Below are 25036 nucleotides of genomic sequence, written 5' to 3' on the forward strand. Positions count from 1 at the left end.
GATGAACTCGACTTGACGAAGAGGCAGGGATTAGTGTTCCCTGAAACCGGTTTCACTGCGATAAAAAAGCCAATCCAACAACAAAAAGCTACCGCCATGAACGATTTCTCCGCCGCCCAGCGTAACCGCGTCACCATGCTCGACGTTGCCGAACACGCTGGCGTGTCCAAGGCCAGCGTCTCGCGTTTCATTGGCGACGACCGCGCCCTGCTCTCCGATGCCACGGCCTTGCGCATCGAGCAGGCAATTGCCCAACTCGGCTACCGCCCCAACCAGATGGCCCGTGGTCTGAAACGCGGACGCACTCGCCTGATTGGCATGCTGGTGGCCGATATCCGCAACCCTTATTCAATTGCCGTGATGCACGGGGTGGAAACCGCCTGCCGTCAGCACGGCTACAGCCTGGTGGTGTGCAACACCGATCGCGATGACGAGCAGGAACGTCAGCACCTGGCGTTGCTGCGCTCCTACAACATCGAAGGCTTGATCGTGAACACCCTGGGCCATCACCGCGACGAACTGCGCGAGTTGCATCGGGAGATGCCGATGGTGCTGGTGGATCGCAAGGTTGAGCAGCTTGAGAGTGACCTGGTCGGGCTGGATAACCCGGCGGCCGTGGAGATGGCCCTCGCCCACTTGCAGGAACGCGGTTATCGCGATGTGTTGATGGTGACCGAGCCGTTTGACGGCACCAGTTCCCGGATCGAGCGGGTCAGCAGTTTCAAGATGCAGATTGAGCAACGTCCGGCGCTGAATGGTGCAGTGGTCGAAACCGGTAGCGAGTTGACCGCCCACGTTAAGACCTTCTTGAACACTCCCGGCTCCGGCCCGAAAGCGCTGTTTTGCGCCAATGGCATTGCCGCGTTGGCCAGTACGCATTCGTTGCGTGAGTTGCAGTGCAATTTGTTTGCGGATGTAGGGTTGATCGCGCTGGATGACCTGGATTGGTATCCGTTGGTGGGCAGCGGGATTACCGCCCTCGCCCAGCCGACGGCCGAGATTGGCGCGAGCGCGTTTGAGTGTCTGCTCAAACGGTTGCGTGGGGATGCCGGAGCGGCGCGGACACTGGATTTTTCTGCGCAGCTGGTTGTTCGGGGATCAACCCTTGGGAATCTTTGGTGAACGTTATGGCCCCTTCGCGAGCAGGCTCGCTCCCACAGTTGAACGCATTCCAATGTGGGAGCGAGCCTGCTCGCGAAGACGCCCCGAAAAACATCGCCCTTTTCAGCCATGCATTTTTTTTGAACAAAAATGAAACCGGTTTCAGAGGTATAAAAACAATGAATACACCCCCCGTTTCCATCAGCCTGTCCAGCTACGGCGCAGACCTTGTGCGCCAACGTGGCCAAGGCAGTTTTATCGATGTGCTGGCCGCCGCCGGCGCTACGCGCATTGAATGGCGCGAAGAGCTGCTGACCGATGAAAACCCGCTGCAACTGGCCGACAACAGCCACGCCCAGGGTCTGGAAAGCATCTACTCATCGCCCATGGAGCTGTGGCTGGCCGGTCAGTCAAAACCCAATCCTGAGCTGACCGCGACCCTGCAGCGTGCCCAAGCGTTCGGCGCCAAATGGCTGAAAGTTTCCCTGGGTTACTTCACCGACAACAATGATCTTCAGGCACTCAGCCGCGTCCTCGCCCAGAGCCCGGTACAGGTGCTGGTGGAAAACGACCAGACCTTGCACGGCGGTCGCATCGAACCCTTTCAACGCTTTTTTACTCAAGTCGAACACCACAACCTGCCGATCAAAATGACCTTCGACATCGGCAACTGGCACTGGCAGGACCAATCCGCCGCCAGCGCCGCACGGTTGCTCGGTCGGCATGTCGGTTACGTGCACTGCAAAGCCGTGACCCGCCGGGCCGACGGAAAACTGGTTGCGATCCCGCCAACCGCCAATGATGTGCACGAGTGGGAACACCTGCTGCGACACATGGCCCAAGGTGTTATGCGGGCGGCGGAATACCCGCTGCAAGGCGATGACCTGGTGCAACTGACCACCGAACACGTCGCTGCCCTCGCCCGCCTTGGCCAATCCCGGTTGGAGAACGCTCATGTCTGAGTTCGATATCCTGTCGTTCGGCGAAACCATGGCGATGTTTGTCGCCGAGCAAAGCGGTGATCTGGCCGACGTCGGCCAGTTCCACAAACGTATTGCCGGAGCGGACAGCAACGTCGCGATTGGCCTGTCACGGCTCGGCTTCAACGTGGCGTGGCTGAGTCGAGTGGGCGCCGATTCATTGGGCCGATTTGTCATCGATACGCTGCGCAAAGAAGGTCTGGATTGCAGCAACGTCGCCATCGACCCAGCGCATCCGACCGGTTTCCAACTCAAGTCCCGTACCGACGATGGCAGCGATCCGGCCGTCGAGTATTTCCGGCGTGGTTCGGCCGCCAGTCACTTGTCGGTGCAATCGATCTCCTCGTCATTGCTCGACGCCCGGCACTTGCACGCCACCGGTATTCCACCGGCGCTGTCTGCATCTGCCCGGGAAATGTCCTTCGAACTGATGACCCGCATGCGCAATGCCGGACGCAGCGTGTCGTTCGACCCGAACCTGCGCCCGAGCCTGTGGGCCAGCGAGCAACAGATGATTACCGAAATCAACCGCCTCGCGGGCCTCGCCCATTGGGTGCTGCCGGGGTTGAGCGAAGGCCGTTTGCTGACCGGGTTTGAAGACCCCGCGGACATTGCGGCGTTTTATCTGGATCTGGGTGTTGAAGCGGTGGCGATCAAACTCGGCCCGCATGGGGCGTATTACCGCACCTCACTGGATCAGGGGTTTATCGCAGGCATACCGGTGCAAACCGTGGTGGATACGGTCGGCGCTGGCGATGGCTTTGCGGTCGGGATGATCAGCGCGTTGCTGGAAAACCAAAGCGTTGCCGATGCGGTGCGGCGTGCCAACTGGATTGGCAGTCGTGCGGTGCAGAGTCGGGGGGATATGGAAGGGTTGCCGACCCGGCTGGAATTATCTACTGAATTTGAGGGCGTCAATCGCCAGCAAGCTGTGCGCCTACAGGCGTTGTAGGAACCGAGCTTGCTCGCGATGACACCCGCACAAACGCTGAAGATGTAACTACCTGCTGCGACAAAAACAACAAGCTCAGGAGCACTGCCCATGAAAACCGCCTCACTCGCCACCCGCCGCTGGTGGTACATCATGCCCATCGTGTTCATCACCTATAGCCTGGCGTATCTGGACCGCGCCAACTATGGCTTCGCCGCTGCCTCGGGCATGGCCGCCGACCTGATGATCACGCCGGGCCTGTCGTCGATGCTCGGCGCGCTGTTCTTCCTTGGATACTTTTTCTTCCAGGTGCCCGGCGCGATCTATGCCCAGAAACACAGCGTCAAAAAGCTGATTTTCGTCAGCCTGATCCTCTGGGGCGGGCTCGCGACGCTGACCGGGATCGTCTCCAACGCCTACTGGCTGGTCGTCATTCGCTTCATGCTAGGCGTGGTTGAAGCCGCGGTCATGCCGGCGATGCTGGTCTATCTGTGCCACTGGTTCACCCGTGCCGAACGCTCACGGGCCAACACGTTCCTGATCCTCGGCAACCCGGTCACCATGCTCTGGATGTCGGTGGTGTCGGGCTATCTGGTACAGCATTTCAGCTGGCGCTGGATGTTCATCATCGAAGGTTTGCCGGCAGTGCTGTGGGCATTTATCTGGTGGCGCCTGGCGGACGATCGTCCGGCGCAGGCCAAGTGGCTCAGCGATCAAGAGAAGCAGGACCTGGAAAGCGCCCTCGCCGCCGAACAGGTCGGCATCAAAGCGGTGAAGAACTACGCCGAAGCCTTTCGCTCGCCGAAGGTGATCATCCTGGCGTTGCAGTTTTTCTGCTGGAGCATTGGCGTTTACGGCTTCGTGCTGTGGCTGCCATCGATCCTCAAGGCCGGTGCGCAGATGGACATGATCGAAGCCGGCTGGCTCTCGGCGCTCCCGTATCTGGCCGCAGTGATCGGCATGCTGCTGGTGTCGTGGGGCTCGGACAAACTGCAGAAGCGTAAACGCTTCGTCTGGCCGCCGCTGCTGATTGCCTCCATTGCGTTCTACGGTTCCTACGCCTTGGGCGCCGAACATTTCTGGTGGTCCTACACCCTGCTGGTGATTGCCGGCGCCTGCATGTACGCGCCGTACGGGCCATTTTTCGCCATCGTCCCCGAAATCCTTCCGGCCAACGTGGCGGGCGGTGCCATGGCATTGATCAACAGCATGGGCGCGCTCGGTTCGTTTGGCGGCTCCTATCTGGTCGGTTACCTGAACAGCTCCACCGGCTCGCCCGGCGCTTCTTACTTGCTGATGAGCGGCGCGTTGATGCTCTCGGTGGTGCTGACGATGTTCCTCAAGCCCGGCGCCAGTGACCGGGTCGTGGCCAAGGCCGATACGCAACGGCCAGTGACGGCTCACCCTTGAACATGAAGTTGAGATGATGACGATGAAAAAGCAGGTCGTGCTGTACAAGAAACTCTCGCCGCTGTTGATGGCTCGCCTGCATGAGCACACCGACGTGACGCTGATCGATAACCTCAACCCAGAAGGCATTGCACAACTGCGCGACGCCCTGCCCCGCGCCCAGGGTTTGCTCGGCGCGAGCCTGAAACTGGACGCGCAGTTATTGGACCTGGCGCCGAATCTGGAAGCCATCGCCAGCGTCTCGGTCGGTGTCGACAATTACGATATCGACTACCTGACCGAACGCCGCATCTTGCTGAGCAACACGCCGGATGTACTGACTGAAACCACGGCAGACACCGGTTTCGCGCTGATTCTGGCGACCGCCCGGCGCGTGGTGGAATTGGCCAACATGGTTCGCAACGGCCAATGGCAACGCAACATTGGCCCGGTGCATTTCGGCACGGATGTGCATGGCAAGACGCTGGGCATCATCGGCATGGGGCGTATTGGTGAAGCCTTGGCTCAGCGCGGACATTTCGGATTTGGCATGCCGGTGATTTATCACAGTCATTCGCCGAAACCGGCGGTGGAAGCGCGTTTCAATGCACAGTACCGCAGCCTGACGGAGCTTTTGCAGCAAGCTGATTTCATTTGCCTGACCTTGCCGCTGACGGCTGAAACCGAAGGGCTGATCGGCGCCGAGGAGTTCGCCTTGATGCGCCCGGAAAGTATTTTCATCAATATTTCCCGGGGCAAGGTGGTGGACGAAGCAGCGCTGATCGAGGCGCTGCGTACAGGACAGATTCGGGCGGCAGGGCTGGATGTTTTTGAGCGTGAACCGCTGCAGTTGGATTCACCGTTGATGACGTTGAATAACGTAGTGGCGACGCCTCACATGGGCTCGGCGACGCATGAAACGCGGGAGGCGATGGCGCGGTGTGCGGTGGATAATCTGCTGATGGCGTTGGCTGGAGAACGGCCGAAAAACCTGGTGAATGCCGGGGCGTGGCAGGCTTAAGACATTTGCTGTTCTTCAGGCGGCCATCGCGAGCAAGCTCGCTCCCACATTGGATCTGTGGCGTTCACAAACCCCTGTGGGAGCGAGCTTGCTCGCGATGAGGCCAATAACTTCAGGCTCTACGCGCCTCCAGCAGGTCCGCCGCACACAACGCAATCCGCCGACACGCATCCGCCAGCTTCACCTGATCCACCACCAACCCAATCCGGATATGCCCCGCCGCACTCGGCCCGAACGCCTCCCCGGCCAGCACCGACACCCCATAACCCTCAAGCAACCGTTCGGCAAAGCCCTGGGCGCCGAGCCCGGTCTGGCGTACGTCAACCATCACAAACATGCCGCCATCCGGACGGATCGGCTGGATGCCGGGGCATCCGCTCAACCGTGCGCACACCAGATCCCGACGCTGACGATATTCCTCGCGCATCAGCGCCACTTCCGGCAAGTTTTGATCCAGCGCCAATTGCGCGGCGTTCTGGATGAAGTCCGGAATCCCGAACAACATGCACAACGACAGATTCACCAGGTGCTCGGCCATGGGTTTCGGCCCGATCGACCACCCCACGCGCCAGCCGCTCATGGCGTGGGATTTGGACAGGCTGTTGATGGTCGCGGTGCGCTCGGCCATGCCCGGCAAACTCGCCGGGCTGATGTGTTCGCCCTCGAACAACAAGTCGCTGTAGACCTCATCGCTGATCAGCCACAGGTCATGGCGCACGCACAATGCTGCCAGCGCTTGCCAGGTCTTCAAGGACAGGCTGGCACCCGACGGATTGTTCGGACTGTTGAGCAACAGGACACGGGTCTTGGGCGTGATCAGCGCCGCCACATCCGCCGGGTCAACGCGAAAGCCGTTCTCCGGCCGCACCGCCACCGGCACCACTTTAGCGGCACAGGCGCCGAACACCCCTTCATAGGTCACGTACATCGGTTCGGCGACGATCACTTCATCACCAGGATCGAGCAGGCATTGCGCAACGGAATACACCGCGCATTGCGCCCCCGGAAACACGATCACATGATCGGCGTCCACCGCCTGACCACTGCGTTGCCTATGGCGTCGCGCGATGCTGCTGCGCAATCCGCGGCTGCCGCGCACGTCCGGGTAGTGGGTGTCGCCGGCCTGCAAGCTGTCGATAGCGGCCTGGACAATCGGTGGTGGCGTGTCGAAATCCGGATCGCCGATCGACAGAAGCAGGACATCAATGCCCTGCTCGCGCATGTCCAGCGCTCGGTCATGAATCCGCCAGGCTGCCGCTCCATCGCCGGCGATTCGTTGGGTCAAGGCTGAATAGCGCATGTGATTCTCCTGTCGCGCGCGGACTCCCAGCCTTCACCCTATCTCAAATCACGAAACGCGCCACCATCGCATTCAAATCCACCGCCAGGCGCGACAGTTCATGGGTGGCGACGCTGGTCTGGTTGGCACCGGTCGCGGACTGAGTGGCCAGGTCGCGGATGTTCACCAGGTTACGGTCGACTTCGCGGGACACTTGCGCCTGTTCTTCCGACGCACTGGCGATCACCAGGTTGCGTTCGTTGATCAAGTGGATCGACTGGGTGATCTGCTCCAGCGCGACACCGGCGGCGCGGGCCATTTCCAGGGTGCTCTGGGTGCGCTGATTGCTTTGCTGCATCGACGAAACCGCTTGGCCGGTGCCGTTCTGGATGCCGGCGACCATTTTTTCGATTTCCTGGGTCGATTGCGCAGTGCGATGGGCCAATGCCCGCACCTCGTCTGCCACCACGGCGAAGCCTCGTCCGGCTTCACCGGCACGGGCAGCTTCGATGGCGGCGTTGAGTGCCAGCAGGTTGGTTTGTTCGGCGATGGCGCGAATAACGTCCAGCACTTTGCCGATGTCACGGCCCTGCGCGGCCAGCCCTTCGATCATCACCGAGGTGTTTTGCACGTCGTGGGTCATGGTCTGGATTGCGTTGACGGTTTCCACCACCCGGTCACGGCCTTCGCGGGCGGCTTGGGTCGATTGGCTGGAGGCTTCCGAGGTCGACACCGCGTTGCGCGCGACCTCTTCCACGGCGGCGGTCATTTCGTTGACGGCGGTGGCAGCTTGTTCGATTTCGTTGTTTTGCTGTTGCAGGCCGCGCGAGGCTTCCTCGGTCACGGTGCTGAGCTCTTCAGCGGCAGCGCCCAGTTGCGTGGCGGAACCGGCGATCTGTTCGATGGTTTGGCGCAGGTTGGTTTGCATGGCGGCCAAGGCGCCGAGCAAACGAGCCGGTTCGTCCTTGCCGTCAATCTCGATAACTTTGGTCAGGTTGCCGCCGGCGATGGTTTCGGCCGCCTGCACCGCGCGGTTCAGCGGGGTGACGATGCTGCGGGTCAGCAGCCAGGCCAGCAGCACAGTCATGAGCGACGCCAGCACCGACACCAGAATGATGCCGTACACGGCGGTGTTGTAGTTTTCTTCGGCGGTGACACCGGCCGTTTTCGCGGCCTCATTGTTATAGGCCACCAGCTTATTCAGCTGTTCGCCCATCAGGTCGGTGCCGTCCTTGATCCGCGTGTTGATCAAGGTGCGCAGCTCCTCGACCTTGTTCTGGCGCGAAAGGTCCAACATTTCGCGCTGCGCTTGCATGTAATTGTCCAGCGTCGCGCTGAACACTTTATACAGCGCCGCTTCGTCCGGGCCCATCGGCAATGCGGCATAGCTGGCCTGCGCCTTGCGCGCCTTGTCGGTGAGCACGGCAATGCGGGTTTCGGCTTCTTGCAGGCTGGCCGGTTCGCGGTTGACCAGAATCCGGAACGACAAAATGCGCATGCGCAGGATATTTTCGGTGACATTGCCCAGGAAGCTGACGCTGGGCAGTTGAGTACTGCTCATATCGATTGAGGATTGACGGATGATCGACATGCGATTCACGGCAAACACACCCAGCACGATGACGAGCAAGGCAATGAAAGCAAAACCGAGGAAGGCGCGAGGCGCGATGTTCAGATTACGCAGTGACATAAGTGGATTCTCGGGTGATTGAGGCTGCGAGCATCCTTGCCGGTGATCACTGAAGGGGCGTTCCTTCAGCTCGGCGCCACTGTCGAATCGGGTGTGTGAGCGTCTATAAGTTGTATCGGCCGGGGATGAGGATTTTTGCGGGGGATGAGCAAATATATTTCGGGGGGGATGAGTGTTTCACTCATGAAACACAAATCCCTGTAGCAGCTGCCGAAGGGTGCGTTCGACTGCGAAGCGGTCGCGATTTTTTAGATCCTGCGACTGCTGCACACTCGAACGCAGCCTCGCAGGCTCGACAGCTGCTACTTAGCGATTCGCCAGACCCGTGCGATGTCGCTCGCGCGATCTTTCAGCAACCGTGGCGCCTCGGCGCACGCCTGTTCCAGCGTCATCGGACCACTGGCCAAGGCAAACGCCGCATCGATGCCGTGCTCGTACAACGCCTGATAACCCTCGCCCAACGTGCCCGCGATCACGATCACCGGCACGCCTTGCTGCCGAGCAATGCGCGCCACGCCGAACGGCGTCTTGCCGCGCAAGGTCTGCGCATCGAAACGCCCTTCGCCGGTAATCACCAGGTCGGCACCTTGCACGGCTTCAGCCAGCCCAACCAACTCGGCAACCACGTCCACACCGGCCTGGAACTGCGCGCCGAGAAACGCCTTGGCGGCAAATCCCAGACCGCCGGCCGCCCCACTGCCCGGTTCGTCCTTGACGTCGTGACCCAACGCACGCGCACACAGTTGGGCAAAGTGCCCCAGCGCGTTATCCAGTTTCTGGACTTGCTCGGGCGATGCGCCTTTCTGCGGGCCGAAAATCGCCGAAGCGCCGTGAGGGCCGCACAGTGGATTGTTAACGTCGGCAGCAATGTCAAAACGCACGCCACTCAGGCGCGAATCCATGCCGCTCAGATCAATGCGATCCAGTTGCGCCAACGCCAAACCGCCCGGTGCCAGGGTTTGCCCCTGCGCATCCAGCAACTTCACGCCCAGCGCCTGCATCGCCCCGGCACCGCCATCGTTGGTGGCGCTACCACCAATTGCCAGAATCACCCGTTGCGCACGGGCATCGAGTGCCGCGCGAATGAGCTCGCCGGTGCCGAAGGTGCTGCTGGTGCACGCGTCGCGTTTGCCCGGCGGAACCAGTTGCAGGCCACTGGCCTCGGCCATTTCGATGATCGCGGTGTGGTTGTGCGGGAGCCAGCCCCAGGCGGCGTCAACGGTTGCACCGAGTGGCCCCCGCACCTTCGTGCGGCGCCATTCGCCCTTGCACGCGGCCAGAATAGACTCGACCGTGCCTTCGCCGCCGTCGGCCATCGGGCATTTGACCAAGTGCGCGTCCGGCCACACGTCTGCCAGCCCCAATGCAATGGCGTCGGCCACGCCTTGGGCGCTGAGGCTGTCCTTGAACGAATCGGGGGCGATGACGATTTTCATGCGAATTCTCCAGTTCCAATGCGCTCCATGCTGCCAGTAGCCCCGGACAATAACGCCAGTCCGCTGCACAAGTGGGTGTGGCGTTTATTGTTCATTTTCACAAAACCGCACGACTACACACTGTGTTGTAGCCGCTGCCGAGCCTGCGAGGCTGCGTTCGGCCGCGAAGTCGTCGTAAACCCGGCAAGCGCAATTTCCCTGACACACCGCAGTGCATGATTTTACGACTGCTGCGCAGCCGAACGCAGCCTCGCAGGCTCGGCAGCTGCTACAGGGGTTGTGTTCGGTCAGTCGGTTTGGGGCAGGAGCTGGACGCCGAGGTAGAGCGCAAGCATCCCGTCCAGCCTGAGAGGATCAACCCCACTCAACTCGGCAATCCGCTCCATCCGATACCGCAAGCTATTGCGATGAATCCCCAGCGCATCAGCACACGCCTGGCTCTGACCATCGTGATCACACCAGCTGCGCAGCGTCGCCAACAGTTGACCGTTGCCATCCTTGGCAATGACTTTGCGCAGCGGCTTGAGCAATTCGTCCAGCGCATCGTCATTACGATGCCGCCACAGCATCACCGGCAATCGATAACGGGTCAGCGTCAGCAAGCGCGAACGCGGCAACACATCGCGTCCATACGCCAACAAATCACCCACGCGCCGGTAGCAGCGGCGCAGCCCCGATAAGCCATCGGCCTGCCCGCCCACGGCGATGCGCAAAATGTTCCAGCCCAGGCCGTCGAGTTTTTCCAGCAGCCGATCATTCTCGATCGATTGCGAAGCCGGTCGGCACCACAGCAACGACGACTTCGCCGAACTCACGCACCAACTGTCCGGGTAACGCGACATCAGCCAGGCGCTCAGCGCTTCAACGGTTTGCGCCGGGCCGTGTTCCAAGCCCAGTTCAAAAAGATACGGCACCCGCGTCATCTGCGGCTTGAGCCCCAATTGCTGCGCCTCATCGAGCAAGCGCGGCGAGTCCCCGGCCTCGCTCAGCAGCAACGCGAGCAGATCGTCACAACGCTGACGCCGCCATTGCTGGTCGGCCTGCTGATTGCGCTGGCCGACCAGCATCTCGGCGGTCATCCGCACCAACTCGGCATAGGTGCGCAACGGCTCGGGCTTGCCAGTGATGCCAAGCACGCCAATCAAGCGCCCATCCAGCAGCAGCGGCAAGTTGATCCCCGGTTGCACGCCCTTGAGATGCATTGCCGTTTGCGCGTCGATTTCCACCACCCGCCCGTTGGCCAGCACCAATTGCGCACCCTCGTGGCGGGTGTTGATGCGCTCCGGTTCGCCGCTGCCGAGAATCAATCCCTGGCTGTCCATCACGTTGACGTTGTACGGCAGGATGGCCATCGCCCGGTCGACGATGTCCTGGGCCAGGTCGTGATCGAGTTCGAACATAACGGTGATCCTTGAAAACGGGGTGGGACGGGTTGTTCACCCGCACAGGCCTTGGTCGCAAACCCTGTGCTCAGGCACAAAGACAACCACCCAAGGCGTGGCCGAGACTCACTGGGCGATCAACGTTACCCTTGCATCGCAAAAAATCATAATAAAGAGAGAGCCGCCATGTCACAGAGCGCCGCCGCTACCCAGGCCATCGTTGACGAGAAAAACGCCGTCTACAAACGCATTACCCTGCGTTTGATCCCCTTCATCTTCATCTGCTACCTGTTCAACTACCTCGACCGGGTGAACGTTGGATTTGCCAAACTGCAGATGCTCGACGCCCTGAAATTCAGCGAAACCGTGTACGGCCTCGGTGCCGGGATCTTCTTTATTGGCTACGTGCTGTGCGGCGTGCCGAGCAACCTGGCCCTGACCAAATTCGGCCCGCGACGCTGGATCGCGCTGATGATGATCGTCTGGGGCACGCTCTCGACGTGCCTGCTGTTCGTCACCACCCCGACCGAGTTCTACACCCTGCGCCTGTTCACCGGCGCCGCCGAAGCCGGGTTCTTCCCGGGCGTGGTCCTGTATCTATCGCAATGGTTCCCGACCTTCCGCCGGGGCCGCATCATGGCGCTGTTCATGTCGGCGATCCCGGTGTCCGGCCTGCTCGGCAGCCCGTTTTCTGGCTGGATCCTCAATCACTTTGGTGCAGGCCAGGGCGGCTTGGCCGGCTGGCAGTGGATGTTCCTGCTGCAAGGCATTCCGACTGTGATCCTCGGTGCCCTCGCCTATTTCCTGCTGAGCGACAGCTACGCCAACGCCAAATGGCTGACCCCGTTCGAGCGCTCGGTACTGGAAGCGGATCACGCTGAAGACTTGGCCAACAAGCCGAAAACCACCACGGATTCGTTGCTGGCGGTGTTCAAAAACCCGGCGATCTGGGCGTTTGGTTTGATCTACTTCTGCATCCAGAGCGGCGTGTACGCGATCAACTTCTGGCTGCCGTCGATCATCAAGAACCTGGGCTTCAGCGATAACCTGGTGATTGGCTGGTTGAGTGCGATTCCGTACCTGTTGGCGGCGGTGTTCATGTTGCTGGTCGGTCGCTCGGCGGACCTGCGCAAGGAACGTCGCTGGCATTTGGTGGTGCCGATGTTGATGGGCGCGGTGGGTCTGTTGATCGCGGTGAATTTCGCGACGACGCCGGCGATTGCGATTCTCGGCCTGAGCATCGCCACCATGGGCGCCCTCACCGGCCTGCCGATGTTCTGGCCGGTGCCGACGGCACTGCTGAGCGCGGGCGCGGCGGCGGGTGGTCTGGCGTTGATCAACTCGATGGGGCAGATGGCGGGTTTCCTCAGCCCTTACCTGGTGGGTTGGGTCAAGGACAGCACCGGTTCGACGGATGCTGCGTTGTATTTGCTGGCAGGTGTGATTGTGGGTGGCAGCTTGCTGGCACTGCGGATGACGCGGACGTTGCGGGTGTAACGAAGCCTCTGCCCCTGATCGTTCCCACGCGCGTGGGAACGATCATCTCGAGACCGCTTTAGCTATACGGGTCGACGTTATCCAGCATCCGGTTCACCGCCAGTTCACCCAGCATGACGGAGTTTTGAATGCCCAGCAGTGTATGGCGCTGTGTGCCGTTCAGTTGCCCGGCGAAATCACTCAACATCACGCTCGCTGACGCCAACGTCTCGCAGGCGTTGACCAGCAGGGTTTCGTGATCGGTGTCGGGGCCGATGGAATAGATGGTGCTGGGTTTACGTGGGGTGTCTTTGGGGATGACCGGTTTGAGGTAGTAATCGAGGGCGCGGTCGGCGGCGGTGTTGAGTTTTTTGGGATTGGTGGATTCGTACGGCGAAACGTCGTCGGTGTCGATGTCGGTTTCTGGTGGGTTGGGTGTGATCTTGAACATAGATGAAACTCCTTGCGTCGAATAAGGAGCCATCACTTTCGCTACCAAACGAAGAGGTGGTGGCCATACGCAGGTTGGTAGACCGGGACGCAAGGAGACCGGCGCGCCCGAAGACGCCCTGTGCATGACCACCATAAAGTCGAGACGAAAGACGCCACGAAATAGTGATGCTGCGAACCTTACGTAAATCCCGGGCTACCAAACCCGATCGCTGTTTTTCAGCGACGAGCAAACGATAGAGCCCAGCCCCAAGGCGCACAAGCCGGCGGATTCTGGCGCAGTCGTAGGCAACGGCGCAAGGTTATGTAGCCTCCAGCCCCTTCCCTCCCGCCCGTTTAAACATTGCTGTTTATTGCCACAGGCTCATTCCTACACTGGCTCCACCATTGAGCTGATATTCCGATTGCTCCCGACGACGGTTCTGGTATTTGATTGAGGCCGTTCCCCCCCCACCGGTAAAAGGATTTCCTCATGAGCTATCGCACGCTGGGTCATTCAGGTTTACAGGTCTCTACCCTGACCCTGGGCACCATGATGTTCGGCGAACAGACCAGCACCGAAGATTCCCTGCGGATCATCGATAAAGCCTGGGACCAGGGCATCAATTTCATCGACACCGCCGACGTTTACACCGCCGGCCGTTCTGAAGAGATCGTCGGCGAAGCGATTGCCGGCAACCGCCATGAATGGGTGCTGGCGACCAAGGTTGGCTTCGGCCCGGTGGACGGTGTACCGAACCGCAGCGGCTTGAGCCGCAAACACCTGTTCAACGGGATCGACGCCAGCCTGACCCGTTTGGGCACTGACTACCTCGACATCTATTACCTGCACCGCGAAGACCACAACACGCCGCTGGAAGTGACCGTATCGGCGATGGGCGACCTGATTCGTCAGGGCAAGGTTCGCTATTGGGGTTTGTCGAACTACCGTGGCTGGCGCATTGCCGAGGTGATCCGTGTGGCCGATCAACTGGGCGTCGACCGGCCAGTGATCAGCCAACCGCTGTACAACATCGTCAACCGTCAGGCCGAGACCGAACAAATCACCGCCGCCCACAATTATGGTCTGGGTGTTGTGCCTTACAGCCCGTTGGCGCGAGGTGTGCTCAGCGGCAAATATGCGCCGGATGTGAAGCCGGACGCCGATAGCCGCGCCGGGCGTGCCGACAAACGCATTCTGGAAACCGAATGGCGGGTTGAGTCGTTGCGCATTGCCCAGCAGATTCAGCAGTACACCCAGGAACGTGGCGTGGGGATTGTCGAGTTTGCGATTGCCTGGGTGCTGAACAACGGCGCGGTCACTTCAGCGATTGTCGGGCCGCGCACCGAAGAACAGTGGGACGCGTACACCAAGGCGCAAGCGGTGAAGATTACGGCGCAGGATGAGGCGTTTATTGATTCGCTGGTGGTGCCGGGGCACTCATCGACGCCGGGGTTTAATGACGTGAGCCATTTTGTGTCGGGCCGTAAACCGCGTACCCACTGAAGAAACACACAACCCGTGTGGGAGCGTGGCTTGCCCGCGATCGCATCGACGCGGTCTGAGGGATGTACCGCGGTGTCTGCATCGCGGGCAAGCTACGCTCCCACACTAGGTTTGTGGTGATTGATCAGCCGATATTCGACTGTAAAACCACGTATCCTCTGCGCCCTGTTTCACCTTCAACCTCGCGAGGGCAGTTTGTCTAAAGGTATCGCTTTATCGGTGTCGGCCTCGGTGCTGTTTGCCGTCATGTACTACTACACGTCGTTGCTCACGCCCCTGAGCGGCGTGGAAATTTTCGGCTGGCGCATGTTGCTGACCGTGCCCTGCATGACCGTGTTCATGGTGGTGTCCGGCGAGTGGACGCGCGTGGTGGAGATTGTCCGGCGCGCCATGGCGAATCCGACATTGATCGCCGCCCTGATCGCCTCCTCGGCCCTGCTTGGCGTGCAACTCTGGCTGTTCATGTGGGCGCCGCTCAACGGCTACAGCCTGGACGTATCACTGGGGTATTTCCTGCTGCCACTGACGATGGTGCTGACCGGGCGAATCGCCTACGGCGAACGCTTGTCCTACCTGCAAAAAGTCGCCGTGGTACTGGCCTGCCTCGGCGTGATCAATGAGGTGTATCAGGTCGGTGGTTTTTCCTGGGCGACGTTGCTGGTGTGCATTGGTTATCCCACCTATTTCATCGTGCGCAAGCGCCTGGCCTCGGACAACCTCGGTGGTTTGTGGCTGGACATGGCGTTGACGCTGCCGGTGGCATTCTGGTTTGTGCAAAGTGGCGAGCAAGGCTTCGGCGTGTTCGATCAACACCCGTGGCTGTCGCTGTTGATCCCGATCCTGGGGGTGATCAGCGCGTCGGCATTGGTGGTCTACATCATCGCCAGCCGCTTGTTGCCGTTTAGTCTTTTCGGGTTGTTGAGTTACGTCGAGCCGGTGTTGTTGCTGGGCGTGGCGTTGCTGCTGGGGGAAAGCATCAAGCCTGGGGAATGGTTGACCTATATTCCGATCTGGATGGCGGTGGTGGTGCTGGTGTTCGAAGGCTTCAAACACCTGATGCGACAGCGCCGCCCTTAAGCCTTACACAAAACAAATGCAGGAGTGAGCCTGCTCGCGACAGCGTCTTCTAATTCAACATCAATGTTGACTGAAAGACAGCTATCGCGAGCAGGCTCACTCCTGCAGGTTTAGTGGTGTGGCGGGTTACTCGGTGGCGAGCACGCCACGACGAACCTGGTCGCGTTCGATCGATTCAAACAGCGCCTTGAAGTTGCCTTCGCCGAAACCATCGTCGCCTTTACGCTGGATGAATTCGAAAAACACCGGCCCCATCAGGGTTTCCGAGAAGATCTGCAACAGCAGGCGCTTGTCACCCGACTCGGACGAACCGTCCAGCAGAATGCCCCGCGCTTGCAGTTGATCCACCGGCTCGCCGTGGTTTGGCAAACGGCCTTCGAGCATTTCGTAATACGTTTCCGGTGGCGCGGTCATGAAGCGCATGCCGATGCTTTTCAGGTGATCCCAGGTCTTGATCAGGTCATCGGACAGGAACGCAACGTGCTGGATGCCTTCGCCGTTGAACTGCATCAGGAACTCTTCGATCTGCCCGGCGCCCTTGGACGACTCTTCGTTCAGCGGGATGCGGATCATGCCGTCCGGCGCGGTCATGGCCTTGGAGGTCAGGCCGGTGTATTCGCCCTTGATGTCGAAGTAGCGAATTTCGCGGAAGTTGAACAGCTTCTCGTAGAAGTTGGCCCAGTAGGCCATGCGACCGCGATACACGTTGTGCGTCAGGTGGTCGATGATTTTCAGGCCGGCACCGACCGGATTGCGGTCCACACCTTCGATGAACACGAAGTCGATGTCATAGATCGAGCTGCCTTCGCCGAAACGGTCGATCAGGTACAGCGGCGCACCGCCAATGCCTTTGATCGCCGGCAGGTTCAGTTCCATCGGACCGGTTTCGATGTGGATCGGCTGGGCGCCGAGTTCCAGTGCGCGCTTGTAGGCGAGCTGCGAATCCTTGACGCGAAACGCCATGCCGCATACCGACGGGCCGTGCTCGGCCGCGAAGTACGAAGCAACGCTGTGCGGTTCGTTGTTGAGGATCAGGTTGATCGCGCCCTGGCGATACAGGTGCACGTCTTTGGAGCGGTGGGTCGCCACCTTGGTGAAGCCCATGATCTCGAAGATCGGCTCCAGGGTGTTCGGGGTTGGCGATGCGAATTCGATGAACTCAAAGCCCATCAGGCCCATTGGGTTTTCGTATAAATCTGCCATTTTGGCGCCTCATCATGCTTTTAGAATTAACAGTTAAAAAGTGTTAGTTGCTAGCAATGCTGAGACCGGCGGGTGGCGCACAGGAGATGCCCCGCACGCTGCGGGCGAGGAAGTCACCGTAGATCAATTGAAACCCAAAACTCTTCATTGTCGACCCAAGGCTCTTGCGGGCGAGGCTTCTGCTGCCAGAAGACGTTTATTATTGTATGCGTAACCCGATTCTACACAGCGTAAATCGGTTTGTCCGCCTTCTGTATCAAATCCCCTTTTCCCCTACTCGCGCAAGGGGTTTATTACAGAGGAAAATCCCCGCCAGAATCAACACGCCGCCAAGGTACATCGCCAGTGTCAACGGCTCGCCCAGCAACAGTGCGCCGAGGATGACGGCGGTCAACGGGTTCAAGGCTATGAACACTCCTGAACGCGTCGCGCCGATCTGGCGGATGCCGTCGTAATAACCAATGTAGGCCAGCGCCGAACCCAAAACCCCGAGGTACATCAGGCTCAGCCATTGTTGCGGACCGAGGCTGAGCAGCGCGCTGACACTCAGTTCACCGCGCACGGCACTGGTCACCCAGAGCATCGCCGTGCCCAACAGAATCGAATACGTCACCGTCTGCACCGGCCCCAGCGAATGATTCAGCGCTTTGGAGAACAGCGAATAAATACCCCAGCCGAGCACGCAGCCGAAAATCAGCAAGTCACCTATCCAGGCATCAGCGTTGCCGGCCAATAGCTGCGGGTTACGACTGGCAATCACCACACTCGCCCCGGCCATACAAATCACGATGCCGAAGACTTTGGCCCGGCTCAGGCGCTCCTTGAACAGCAACCATGAGGCGAGGCCGATCACTGTCGGGTTCAGCGCAACAATCAACGAGGCTCGCGAGGCGTTGATGTAATGCAGCCCATAAAAGAAGCACAGGTTATAGAAGAAGATCCCGAAGAACCCCAGCAGCGCCAGTCGCAGCCATTGTTGCGGGTTCGGCCGGATCAACGGGATACGCGCCAACAGCAGAAACAGCAACAACGCCGCGCTGGCCAGCAGGAACCGCAGGCTGGCGGCGAACAACGGGCTGAGACTGTCGGCGAGAAAACGCCCGGCCACAAATGTCCCGCCCCAGATCATGGTGACGGCGGCGAGTTTCAGATACACCGGTGTGTGCGAAGTCATTGTTTTCGCAGAGATTGTCATGGAGAAGCAAAACCAGGGCGAGGAAGATGACGTATCATTCGACTAATCAACGATCATCGTAAAATGAGTAAAAACTCATGACCCTGACTCAACTCGAGATTTTCTCGCTGGTTGCTGAACTGCGTGGTTTCACGGCGGCAGCCAATCGCCTGGGGATTTCCCAGTCGGCGGTGTCTCACGCGCTCAAGTCGCTGGAACAGGAACTCGGCGTCGAACTGCTGCGGCGGCATCAGTCCCAGGTCGAACTGAGCGATATCGGCCAACAACTGTTAATGCGCGCCCGAACAATGCTCGGGCTGGCCAACACCTTGCGCCAGGAAGCGGCCGATGCGCGCGGGATGAAGCGCGGCACGTTGCGCATCGGCTCGTTTGGCCCGACCTCATCGATCCGCCTGCTGCCGCAGATCCTGCAGCACTACCGCACGGCGCATCCGGGCATTGAAGTCCACATCGACGAAGGCCCGGATCGCCAGGTGATTCAATGGCTTGAAGAGCGGCGAATCGACATCGGTTTTGTGGTGCTGCCTGAAGAACGCTTCGACACCTTCGCACTGCTGGAAGATCAGATGGTCGCACTGGTGCCTGCCGAGCACGCACTGGCCGATCGTGACAATCTGAGTTTGAGCGATTTGTGCAACGACCCGTTCGTGCTGACGGAGGCAGGCTCATCGGAGCTGGTGTCGCGACTGTTCAGCGCCGCTCGCCTCATACCGAACATCCGCTATCGCTGCTCACAATTGCTCAGCACGCTGGACACGGTCAGCCGCGGCGATGCGTTGACGGTCGTGGCTGAAAGTTCTCTGCCCGACAACGTCAACAGTCGCTATGTGAAAAAACCACTGTCGCCCCCCGTTATTCGCCAGGTCGGACTGGCGGTGCTGGACCAGCGTCAGGCGTCACCCGCGACGCTGGCCTTTATCAAACTGGCCACTGGCCTGAACGCTCATTGAGCGGCATAAGCGCCAAGGGCCAACTATCATGGCCACTACCTGAACTCTTTATGGGAGGCGTGTTGTTGTCCTGCCCGCAGTTGAGAGCCCTGTTTCTGTGTGAGAGATTTCGCGAATGCCATTGAGTGCCAAACGCCGTCGCCCGTTGCGCATCCGCATTCTGGTGACCCTGCTGTGTGGATTGCTTCCGGTGATATTGGGTTTTGCCATTCTCTATATGCAGGCTGGACGAGCTCTTGAGCAAAGCACCCGGGTGACCGCAGACGAAGCCGTGCGCCAGTTCGAACTGATGCTGGATAACACGGCGCAGTCCGCGAGCGAGTTGTTGCCGCTGGCCGGAAAAAATTGCGACGACGTCATACTGGCCTTGCGTGAACAAGTCACCCGCCGCCCGTTTGTGCGCTCGGCCAGCCTGGTGTGGGATGACAACCTTTATTGCACTTCGTTGTTTGGTAACACTCAGCAAAAGGTCGACGCCGCAAACTACGTGCAAGGCAAGTTGCGGCTTATGAACGGCAACCCGGTCACCCCCGATACGGCGTTGCTGGTGTATCGCCTGAATGAGGGAAAACAGGGGGCGATGACGACGCTAGACGGTTACCACTTGACTAATGTGCTGCGCCTGATTGGTCGCAAGACGATACTGCTGTTGCAAGTGGGGCCGTACTGGTTGTCGGTCGACGGCAAAGTCCACGAAGGCGCCCTGCCCGCTTTGCCCTTGGCCGAAAGCGAACAGACGTCCTCGCGCTATGCCTTTTCAGTCGTCTCCGGTTTCCCAGAAGGGGAAAACTGGCGTTACATGGCCAGCGAATATCCGCCGTTGTTCAGCCTGCTGATTTTTTTTGGCGTGGCATCGGGCGCCATCGGGCACGTCTTGCAAAGGCGTTCATGGTCGCCCATTCATGAAATGCAGCGCGCCCTCGCGGCCGACGAGTTTGTTCCCTGGTTTCAGCCCGTGGTGCATGGCGATACCCGGAAGTGGTCCGGCACCGAAGTGTTGATGCGCTGGAAGCACCCAAAGGAAGGCCTGGTCCGGCCTGATCTGTTTATCCCGTTCGCCGAAGACTCCGGGTTGATCGTGCCCATGACCCGTTCCCTCATGCGCCAGACTGCGCAATTGCTGGGGCCTGTTTCTTCCTCGTTCGCCGAGCCCTTTCACATCGGCATCAATATCACTGCCAGCCACTGCAAGGACCTGGAACTGGTCAAGGACTGTCGTGAGTTTCTCAGTGCCTTTGCACCCGGCTCCATTTACCTGGTGCTGGAACTGACCGAGCGCGAATTGATCAAGCCCAGCGACATTACGTTGGAGCTCTTTGAACAACTTCATGCACTGGGCGTGATGATCGCGATTGACGACTTTGGCACCGGGCATTCCAGTTTGGGTTATCTGCGACAGTTCAATGTGGACTTCCTGAAAATCGACCAGAGTTTCGTGGCCATGATCGGCATCGACGCCCTTTCACGGCATATTCTGGACACCATCATCGAACTCTCGGCCAAGCTCGATCTGGGGATCGTTGCCGAAGGTGTCGAAACCGAAGAACAAAGCGACTATCTGACCGCCCACGGTGTGAACTTCCTGCAAGGTTATCTGTTCGGTCGACCGATGCCCGCCGCAGAATTCATTAGCGCATTAACCCACCATTAACTAATGGTTTTATGCGACGAATCATCGGCATCGCGCACCAAATTGAATCAAAAGACTACTGTTGTTACATGAAGAAAATGTCAGGATTTACTCTTGGCCAATTAACTACTACAATTTTTCGTACCTGTGCAAGATGAGCAGGTGAGCCACTATCACCGAGTCGCTTCAAGGCTCTTGGCTTATAGCTTTGTTTGCGGTTGGTATCAGCCAAACACACTATTGGAGTAAAGATATTGTCCAGACTCGCTGAATTTCGTGCAGCTGAAAAGGCCCTTCAGGAACAGCTCAAGCAGCTGGAATCGCTGAAGAATGATGCCGGCCTCAAGAAAGAAATCGAATTCGAAGAAAAGCTCCAGGGGCTGATGAAAACCTACGGCAAAAGCCTGCGTGACATCATCGCCATCCTCGATCCGAACCCGGCAAAATCCGGCCTGCAACAAGCAAAAACACCTAAAACCCGCCGCGCTCGCGTGGTCAAGGTCTATCAGAACCCGCACACCGGCGAACTGATTGAAACCAAGGGCGGCAACCACCGCGGCCTGAAGGCCTGGAAGGAACAATATGGCGCAGCCACTGTTGATTCCTGGCTGCGTGGCTAACAGCTTGCGGTTATAAAAAAGCCCTGCTCATGCAGGGCTTTTTCATGAATACTCACTAAATGCAACGATCTGACGGGATCAACTCGCAACTTACCGATCAACTTTATGCTTAATGCCTTTGGGTATCTAAAAATGTCGGAAACCGCCAAAATCCACTGACACGTAAACCCCCGACACTAAAGTTTCAAGCTGTTACGCACCGCCTCGATTTCTTCCTGACTTGCCTTATAAGCCTCGGCCTGCCCTGCGTAAGAAAGAACATAGGCTTTATCGGCATCCACCGCCCCGACCAATGTTTGCGACAGCACGTGTCGCCCGTTCTGGGTAATGGTGCAGGTTGTTTCCAGCGCCGACAGGCGGCTCAATGTCGCGGGATGTATTTTGTTGCAGACACTTTGATAGCCGCTTTGAAAGAAATCTTTCTGCACCGCTTTGCGCATCTCAAGCAAAACGCCCTGCACATTCACTTGATGACCGCTTTCGACTTGAGTCATCGTCAACTCCATGACCATGACTGGCGTGCCGCTTTGATCGTTTTTGACCGCACGCTGACGGGAAACAGCTGAATTGGCCGCGTCTGGCGCAAGGGCTTCGACTTCCCAGCCACTGGGCCACGTCACCTGTGGCGCCTCGGCATGAGCAATGGCAACCATTGAAAACAGGCCCAGCAGGACGAACATCGGCTTACAGAATCGAACCATTGCAATAAACACTCACGAATTGAACCGTAAAGTCTGAGCCTCGCCCGCCTGTCAGGCAATAGCAGACCGTTTGGGTTTGGTGATGTCAGAGCCCTTGCGTATCATTGTGACCATTCGTTAGCCCCACTTATTCCGGAGGGCCCATGAGCCTGCACGAATTGAACACCTTCCCAGGCGTCACCGCCCAGCCTGACACCGACACCCAGAAATTCGTCTTCAATCACACCATGCTGCGGGTCAAGGACATCACCAAGTCCCTGGACTTCTACACGCGCATCCTCGGTTTCTCGCTGGTGGAAAAACGCGATTTTCCAGAAGCGGAATTCAGCCTGTATTTCCTCGCCCTGGTCGACAAGAACCAGATCCCGGCCGACGCTGCCGCCCGCACCGAGTGGATGAAGTCGATTCCCGGCATTCTCGAACTGACCCACAACCACGGCACCGAGAACGACCCTGACTTCGCCTACCACAACGGCAACACCGACCCGCGTGGTTTTGGTCATATTTGCATCTCCGTGCCGGACATCCGCGCGGCGTGCGAACGTTTTGAAGCGCTGGGCTGTGACTTTCAGAAGCGTTTGAATGACGGACGCATGAAGAGCCTGGCCTTCATTAAAGACCCGGATGCTTACTGGGTTGAAATCATTCAGCCTGCTCCGCTTTAACCTTCACCAAACATACCCCTGCAGGAGTGTGTGAAGCACAAAAAACCCCATGATCACTCATGGGGTTTTGTGTTTTCAGCGGCGGCGTTTATGCGGGGGCCGAGGTCCGGATCAGGTGATCGAATGCGCTCAGGGAAGCCTTGGCGCCCTCGCCCACCGCAATCACGATCTGCTTGTACGGCACGGTGGTCACGTCACCGGCAGCAAACACGCCCGGCATCGAGGTTTCACCGCGAGCATCGACGATGATCTCGCCACGAGGCGACAACTCGATGGTGCCCTTGAGCCAATCGGTGTTAGGCAGCAAACCGATCTGCACGAAGATGCCTTCGAGGTTGACCGTGTTGAACTCGCCCGAATCGCGATCTTTGTAGACCAGACCGGTCACCTTCTGGCCATCACCTTTTACTTCACTGGTCAAGGCACTGGTAATGACGGTGACGTTCGGCAGGCTGAACAGCTTGCGTTGCAACACCGCATCGGCGCGCAGTTTGCTGTCGAACTCCAGCAGCGTGACGTGGCTGACGATACCGGCCAGGTCGATGGCCGCTTCAACGCCGGAATTACCGCCGCCGATCACCGCCACACGCTTACCCTTGAACAGCGGACCGTCGCAATGCGGGCAGAAACAGACGCCTTTGGCTTTGTATTCCTGCTCGCCCGGCACGCCCATTTCACGCCAGCGCGCACCGGTGGCGAGAATCAGCGCCTTGGTTTTCAGTGTGGCACCGCTTTCGAAACGGACCTCATGCAACTCACCGGGATTCTTCGCCGGGATCAGCGCGGTTGCGCGTTGCAGGTTCATGATATCGACGTCGTATTGCTTGACGTGTTCTTCGAGCGCGCTGGCCAGTTTTGGCCCTTCGGTTTCCTGCACGGAGATGAAGTTTTCGATGGCCATGGTGTCGAGCACCTGCCCACCAAAACGTTCTGCCGCGACACCGGTGCGAATGCCTTTACGCGCGGCATAGATCGCCGCTGCTGCACCCGCTGGACCACCGCCGACGACCAATACATCAAAGGCGTCCTTGGCGCTGAGCTTCTCGGCTTGACGCTCGATGCCGCGGGTGTCGAGCTTGGCGAGGATTTCTTCCAGGCCCATGCGGCCCTGGCCGAAGTTCACGCCGTTCAGGTAGATGCTTGGCACTGCCATGACTTGGCGCTCATCGACTTCGGCCTGGAACAGCGCGCCATCAATGGCGACGTGGCGGATGTTGGGGTTCAACACGGCCATCAGGTTCAGCGCCTGGACCACGTCCGGGCAGTTCTGGCAGGACAGCGAGAAGTAAGTCTCGAAGCTGAACTCGCCTTTGAGTGAGCGAATCTGTTCGATCACTTCAACGCTGGCCTTCGAAGGGTGGCCGCCGACTTGCAACAGCGCCAACACCAACGAGGTGAATTCGTGGCCCATCGGGAGGCCGGCAAAGCGCAGGCTGATGTCGGCGCCCGGGCGATTGATCGAGAACGATGGCTTGCGTGCGTCATCACCGTTATCGAGCAAAGTAATTTGCGTGGAAAGACTGGCAACGTCTTTCAACAGTTCGAGCATTTCCTGGGATTTCGCACCGTCGTCGAGGGAGGCAACGATCTCGATCGGCTGGGTGACCCGTTCCAGGTACGATTTCAACTGGGCTTTAAGATTGGCGTCCAACATACGGGCGATTTCCTTTCTGGTATTTCGTGAAAAGCAGGCATAAAAAAACGCCCGAGCGAATCTCGCCCGGGCGTTTTTGAGGGCGGTTGCAGCTTACTGAGTAGGTGCGGCGTACCGCCCTGTTGTAGCGCTCACAGACTTAGATCTTGCCGACCAGGTCCAGGGACGGCGCCAGAGTGGCCTCGCCTTCTTTCCACTTGGCTGGGCAAACCTGGCCTGGGTGAGCAGCGACGTACTGGGCAGCCTTGATCTTGCGCAGCAGCTCGGAAGCGTCGCGGCCAACGCCGCCATCGTTCAGTTCAACGATTTTGATCTGGCCTTCAGGGTTGATCACGAAGGTGCCACGGTCAGCCAGGCCTGCGTCTTCGATCAGCACGTCGAAGTTGCGGGAGATGGCGTGAGTCGGGTCACCGATCATGGTGTACTGGATTTTGCCGATGGCTGGCGAAGTGTTGTGCCAGGCAGCGTGGGCAAAGTGGGTATCGGTGGAAACGCTGTAGATCTCGACGCCCAGTTTCTGGAACGCGTCGTAGTTGTCAGCGAGGTCTTCCAGTTCGGTCGGGCAAACGAAGGTGAAGTCAGCCGGGTAGAAGAAAACGACAGACCATTTGCCTTTCAGGTCAGCGTCCGACACTTTTACGAAGTCGCCATTTTTGAAGGCGTCAGCTTTGAACGGTTTAACGTGGCTGTTGATGATAGGCATCGATGACTCTCCGTCAG

Annotated in this window: 22 protein-coding genes; 12 read left to right on the plus strand and 10 right to left on the minus strand. The window is 59.0% G+C overall.

Features of this window, described 5'->3' with window-relative positions; genetic code table 11:
* Positions 1-96 precede the first annotated feature (96 nt).
* The 5 genes from H8F22_RS10755 (at position 97) to H8F22_RS10775 (ending at position 5422) form a co-directional block, all read left to right on the plus strand.
* The gene (locus H8F22_RS10755; protein ID WP_027923015.1) at positions 97-1122 is read left to right on the plus strand and encodes a LacI family DNA-binding transcriptional regulator; all 1026 of its coding nucleotides are present in this window, start codon (positions 97-99) and stop codon (positions 1120-1122) included.
* Between the two features lie 158 nt (positions 1123-1280).
* Positions 1281-2063, plus strand: coding sequence for a sugar phosphate isomerase/epimerase family protein (locus H8F22_RS10760; protein ID WP_027923014.1), 783 nt, complete (start codon positions 1281-1283; stop codon positions 2061-2063).
* The gene (locus H8F22_RS10765) at positions 2056-3033 is read left to right on the plus strand and encodes a sugar kinase (protein ID WP_194940100.1); all 978 of its coding nucleotides are present in this window, start codon (positions 2056-2058) and stop codon (positions 3031-3033) included. The genes H8F22_RS10760 and H8F22_RS10765 overlap by 8 nt, the downstream gene beginning before the upstream one ends.
* A gap of 90 nt (positions 3034-3123) precedes the next feature.
* Entirely contained in the window at positions 3124-4422 is a 1299-nt protein-coding gene (locus H8F22_RS10770; RefSeq protein ID WP_027923013.1) for an MFS transporter, read from the plus strand.
* A gap of 22 nt (positions 4423-4444) precedes the next feature.
* Entirely contained in the window at positions 4445-5422 is a 978-nt protein-coding gene (locus tag H8F22_RS10775) for an NAD(P)-dependent oxidoreductase (protein WP_059183088.1), read from the plus strand.
* 112 nt (positions 5423-5534) lie between these two features.
* Here the strand turns inward: H8F22_RS10775 and H8F22_RS10780 are convergent, their stop codons facing one another.
* The 4 genes from H8F22_RS10780 to H8F22_RS10795 all read right to left on the minus strand — a co-directional run bounded on the left by H8F22_RS10780 (position 5535) and on the right by H8F22_RS10795 (position 11227).
* The gene (locus tag H8F22_RS10780) at positions 5535-6722 is read right to left on the minus strand and encodes a pyridoxal phosphate-dependent aminotransferase (RefSeq protein WP_027923011.1); all 1188 of its coding nucleotides are present in this window, start codon (positions 6720-6722) and stop codon (positions 5535-5537) included.
* 43 nt (positions 6723-6765) lie between these two features.
* The gene (locus H8F22_RS10785) at positions 6766-8391 is read right to left on the minus strand and encodes a methyl-accepting chemotaxis protein (protein ID WP_027923010.1); all 1626 of its coding nucleotides are present in this window, start codon (positions 8389-8391) and stop codon (positions 6766-6768) included.
* Positions 8392-8693: 302 nt separating this feature from the next.
* Positions 8694-9827 carry a glycerate kinase gene (locus tag H8F22_RS10790; RefSeq protein WP_027923009.1) on the minus strand — a complete coding sequence of 378 codons (1134 nt, stop codon included), beginning with the start codon at positions 9825-9827 and terminating at the stop codon, positions 8694-8696.
* A gap of 287 nt (positions 9828-10114) precedes the next feature.
* Positions 10115-11227: a sugar diacid recognition domain-containing protein gene (locus H8F22_RS10795; RefSeq protein WP_194940101.1), complete on the minus strand. Its 1113-nt coding sequence runs from the start codon at positions 11225-11227 to the stop codon at positions 10115-10117.
* Between the two features lie 168 nt (positions 11228-11395).
* On the opposite strand from H8F22_RS10795, the gene H8F22_RS10800 reads away from it, so the two are divergent.
* On the plus strand, positions 11396-12706 hold the full coding sequence (locus H8F22_RS10800; RefSeq protein ID WP_027923007.1) for an MFS transporter: 1311 nt from the start codon (positions 11396-11398) through the stop codon (positions 12704-12706).
* A gap of 58 nt (positions 12707-12764) precedes the next feature.
* Here the strand turns inward: H8F22_RS10800 and H8F22_RS10805 are convergent, their stop codons facing one another.
* Entirely contained in the window at positions 12765-13136 is a 372-nt protein-coding gene (locus tag H8F22_RS10805) for a DUF6124 family protein (RefSeq protein ID WP_059182891.1), read from the minus strand.
* A gap of 471 nt (positions 13137-13607) precedes the next feature.
* Here H8F22_RS10805 and H8F22_RS10810 point away from each other — a divergent pair, with 471 nt between their 5' ends.
* Entirely contained in the window at positions 13608-14621 is a 1014-nt protein-coding gene (locus H8F22_RS10810; protein ID WP_194940102.1) for an aldo/keto reductase, read from the plus strand.
* Between the two features lie 195 nt (positions 14622-14816).
* The gene (rarD, locus tag H8F22_RS10815) at positions 14817-15698 is read left to right on the plus strand and encodes an EamA family transporter RarD (protein ID WP_027923004.1); all 882 of its coding nucleotides are present in this window, start codon (positions 14817-14819) and stop codon (positions 15696-15698) included.
* A gap of 126 nt (positions 15699-15824) precedes the next feature.
* Here the strand turns inward: rarD and hppD are convergent, their stop codons facing one another.
* Positions 15825-16901: a 4-hydroxyphenylpyruvate dioxygenase gene (gene hppD, locus H8F22_RS10820; RefSeq protein ID WP_027923003.1), complete on the minus strand. Its 1077-nt coding sequence runs from the start codon at positions 16899-16901 to the stop codon at positions 15825-15827.
* A gap of 256 nt (positions 16902-17157) precedes the next feature.
* On the minus strand, positions 17158-18075 hold the full coding sequence (locus H8F22_RS10825; RefSeq protein WP_407692649.1) for a DMT family transporter: 918 nt from the start codon (positions 18073-18075) through the stop codon (positions 17158-17160).
* A 98-nt stretch (positions 18076-18173) separates the two neighbouring features.
* Between H8F22_RS10825 and H8F22_RS10830 the strand changes: the two genes are divergently transcribed.
* The 3 genes from H8F22_RS10830 to H8F22_RS10840 all read left to right on the plus strand — a co-directional run bounded on the left by H8F22_RS10830 (position 18174) and on the right by H8F22_RS10840 (position 21296).
* Entirely contained in the window at positions 18174-19046 is an 873-nt protein-coding gene (locus H8F22_RS10830; RefSeq protein ID WP_027923001.1) for a LysR family transcriptional regulator, read from the plus strand.
* 115 nt (positions 19047-19161) lie between these two features.
* A complete protein-coding gene (locus H8F22_RS10835) occupies positions 19162-20697 on the plus strand; it encodes an EAL domain-containing protein (RefSeq protein ID WP_027923000.1) in 1536 nt (511 codons plus the stop codon).
* Between the two features lie 233 nt (positions 20698-20930).
* Positions 20931-21296 carry a histone-like nucleoid-structuring protein, MvaT/MvaU family gene (locus H8F22_RS10840; protein ID WP_027922999.1) on the plus strand — a complete coding sequence of 122 codons (366 nt, stop codon included), beginning with the start codon at positions 20931-20933 and terminating at the stop codon, positions 21294-21296.
* A gap of 176 nt (positions 21297-21472) precedes the next feature.
* Here H8F22_RS10840 and H8F22_RS10845 read toward each other — a convergent pair whose 3' ends face one another.
* The gene (locus H8F22_RS10845; RefSeq protein WP_027922998.1) at positions 21473-21997 is read right to left on the minus strand and encodes a DUF4946 domain-containing protein; all 525 of its coding nucleotides are present in this window, start codon (positions 21995-21997) and stop codon (positions 21473-21475) included.
* Positions 21998-22140: 143 nt separating this feature from the next.
* On the opposite strand from H8F22_RS10845, the gene gloA reads away from it, so the two are divergent.
* Entirely contained in the window at positions 22141-22662 is a 522-nt protein-coding gene (gene gloA, locus H8F22_RS10850; protein WP_059182887.1) for a lactoylglutathione lyase, read from the plus strand.
* 88 nt (positions 22663-22750) lie between these two features.
* Here gloA and ahpF read toward each other — a convergent pair whose 3' ends face one another.
* Both ahpF and ahpC read right to left on the minus strand, forming a co-directional pair.
* Positions 22751-24316 (minus strand): alkyl hydroperoxide reductase subunit F, encoded by a 1566-nt coding sequence (ahpF, locus tag H8F22_RS10855; RefSeq protein ID WP_194940104.1) that lies wholly within the window; start codon positions 24314-24316, stop codon positions 22751-22753.
* A 139-nt stretch (positions 24317-24455) separates the two neighbouring features.
* Positions 24456-25019: an alkyl hydroperoxide reductase subunit C gene (gene ahpC / locus H8F22_RS10860; RefSeq protein ID WP_027922996.1), complete on the minus strand. Its 564-nt coding sequence runs from the start codon at positions 25017-25019 to the stop codon at positions 24456-24458.
* Between the last annotated feature and the right edge of the window lie 17 nt (positions 25020-25036).

The sequence above is a fragment of the Pseudomonas mucoides genome (genome assembly GCF_015461845.1).
Taxonomy (GTDB): domain Bacteria; phylum Pseudomonadota; class Gammaproteobacteria; order Pseudomonadales; family Pseudomonadaceae; genus Aquipseudomonas; species Aquipseudomonas mucoides.

What these genes read in the sequence shown, in the direction of transcription:
- H8F22_RS10785 (WP_027923010.1), bottom strand. Translation starts at nt 8,391, where the DNA reads ATGTCACTGCGTAATCTGAACATCGCGCCTCGCGCCTTCCTCGGTTTT.
- hppD (WP_027923003.1), bottom strand. Translation starts at nt 16,901, where the DNA reads ATGGCAGATTTATACGAAAACCCAATGGGCCTGATGGGCTTTGAGTTC.
- H8F22_RS10760 (WP_027923014.1), top strand. Translation starts at nt 1,281, where the DNA reads ATGAATACACCCCCCGTTTCCATCAGCCTGTCCAGCTACGGCGCAGAC.
- H8F22_RS10800 (WP_027923007.1), top strand. Translation starts at nt 11,396, where the DNA reads ATGTCACAGAGCGCCGCCGCTACCCAGGCCATCGTTGACGAGAAAAAC.
- H8F22_RS10755 (WP_027923015.1), top strand. Translation starts at nt 97, where the DNA reads ATGAACGATTTCTCCGCCGCCCAGCGTAACCGCGTCACCATGCTCGAC.
- H8F22_RS10770 (WP_027923013.1), top strand. Translation starts at nt 3,124, where the DNA reads ATGAAAACCGCCTCACTCGCCACCCGCCGCTGGTGGTACATCATGCCC.
- ahpC (WP_027922996.1), bottom strand. Translation starts at nt 25,019, where the DNA reads ATGCCTATCATCAACAGCCACGTTAAACCGTTCAAAGCTGACGCCTTC.
- H8F22_RS10790 (WP_027923009.1), bottom strand. Translation starts at nt 9,827, where the DNA reads ATGAAAATCGTCATCGCCCCCGATTCGTTCAAGGACAGCCTCAGCGCC.
- H8F22_RS10825 (WP_407692649.1), bottom strand. Translation starts at nt 18,075, where the DNA reads ATGACTTCGCACACACCGGTGTATCTGAAACTCGCCGCCGTCACCATG.
- H8F22_RS10810 (WP_194940102.1), top strand. Translation starts at nt 13,608, where the DNA reads ATGAGCTATCGCACGCTGGGTCATTCAGGTTTACAGGTCTCTACCCTG.
- H8F22_RS10845 (WP_027922998.1), bottom strand. Translation starts at nt 21,997, where the DNA reads ATGGTTCGATTCTGTAAGCCGATGTTCGTCCTGCTGGGCCTGTTTTCA.
- H8F22_RS10805 (WP_059182891.1), bottom strand. Translation starts at nt 13,136, where the DNA reads ATGTTCAAGATCACACCCAACCCACCAGAAACCGACATCGACACCGAC.
- ahpF (WP_194940104.1), bottom strand. Translation starts at nt 24,316, where the DNA reads ATGTTGGACGCCAATCTTAAAGCCCAGTTGAAATCGTACCTGGAACGG.
- gloA (WP_059182887.1), top strand. Translation starts at nt 22,141, where the DNA reads ATGAGCCTGCACGAATTGAACACCTTCCCAGGCGTCACCGCCCAGCCT.
- H8F22_RS10765 (WP_194940100.1), top strand. Translation starts at nt 2,056, where the DNA reads ATGTCTGAGTTCGATATCCTGTCGTTCGGCGAAACCATGGCGATGTTT.
- H8F22_RS10775 (WP_059183088.1), top strand. Translation starts at nt 4,445, where the DNA reads ATGAAAAAGCAGGTCGTGCTGTACAAGAAACTCTCGCCGCTGTTGATG.
- H8F22_RS10780 (WP_027923011.1), bottom strand. Translation starts at nt 6,722, where the DNA reads ATGCGCTATTCAGCCTTGACCCAACGAATCGCCGGCGATGGAGCGGCA.
- H8F22_RS10830 (WP_027923001.1), top strand. Translation starts at nt 18,174, where the DNA reads ATGACCCTGACTCAACTCGAGATTTTCTCGCTGGTTGCTGAACTGCGT.
- H8F22_RS10795 (WP_194940101.1), bottom strand. Translation starts at nt 11,227, where the DNA reads ATGTTCGAACTCGATCACGACCTGGCCCAGGACATCGTCGACCGGGCG.
- H8F22_RS10835 (WP_027923000.1), top strand. Translation starts at nt 19,162, where the DNA reads ATGCCATTGAGTGCCAAACGCCGTCGCCCGTTGCGCATCCGCATTCTG.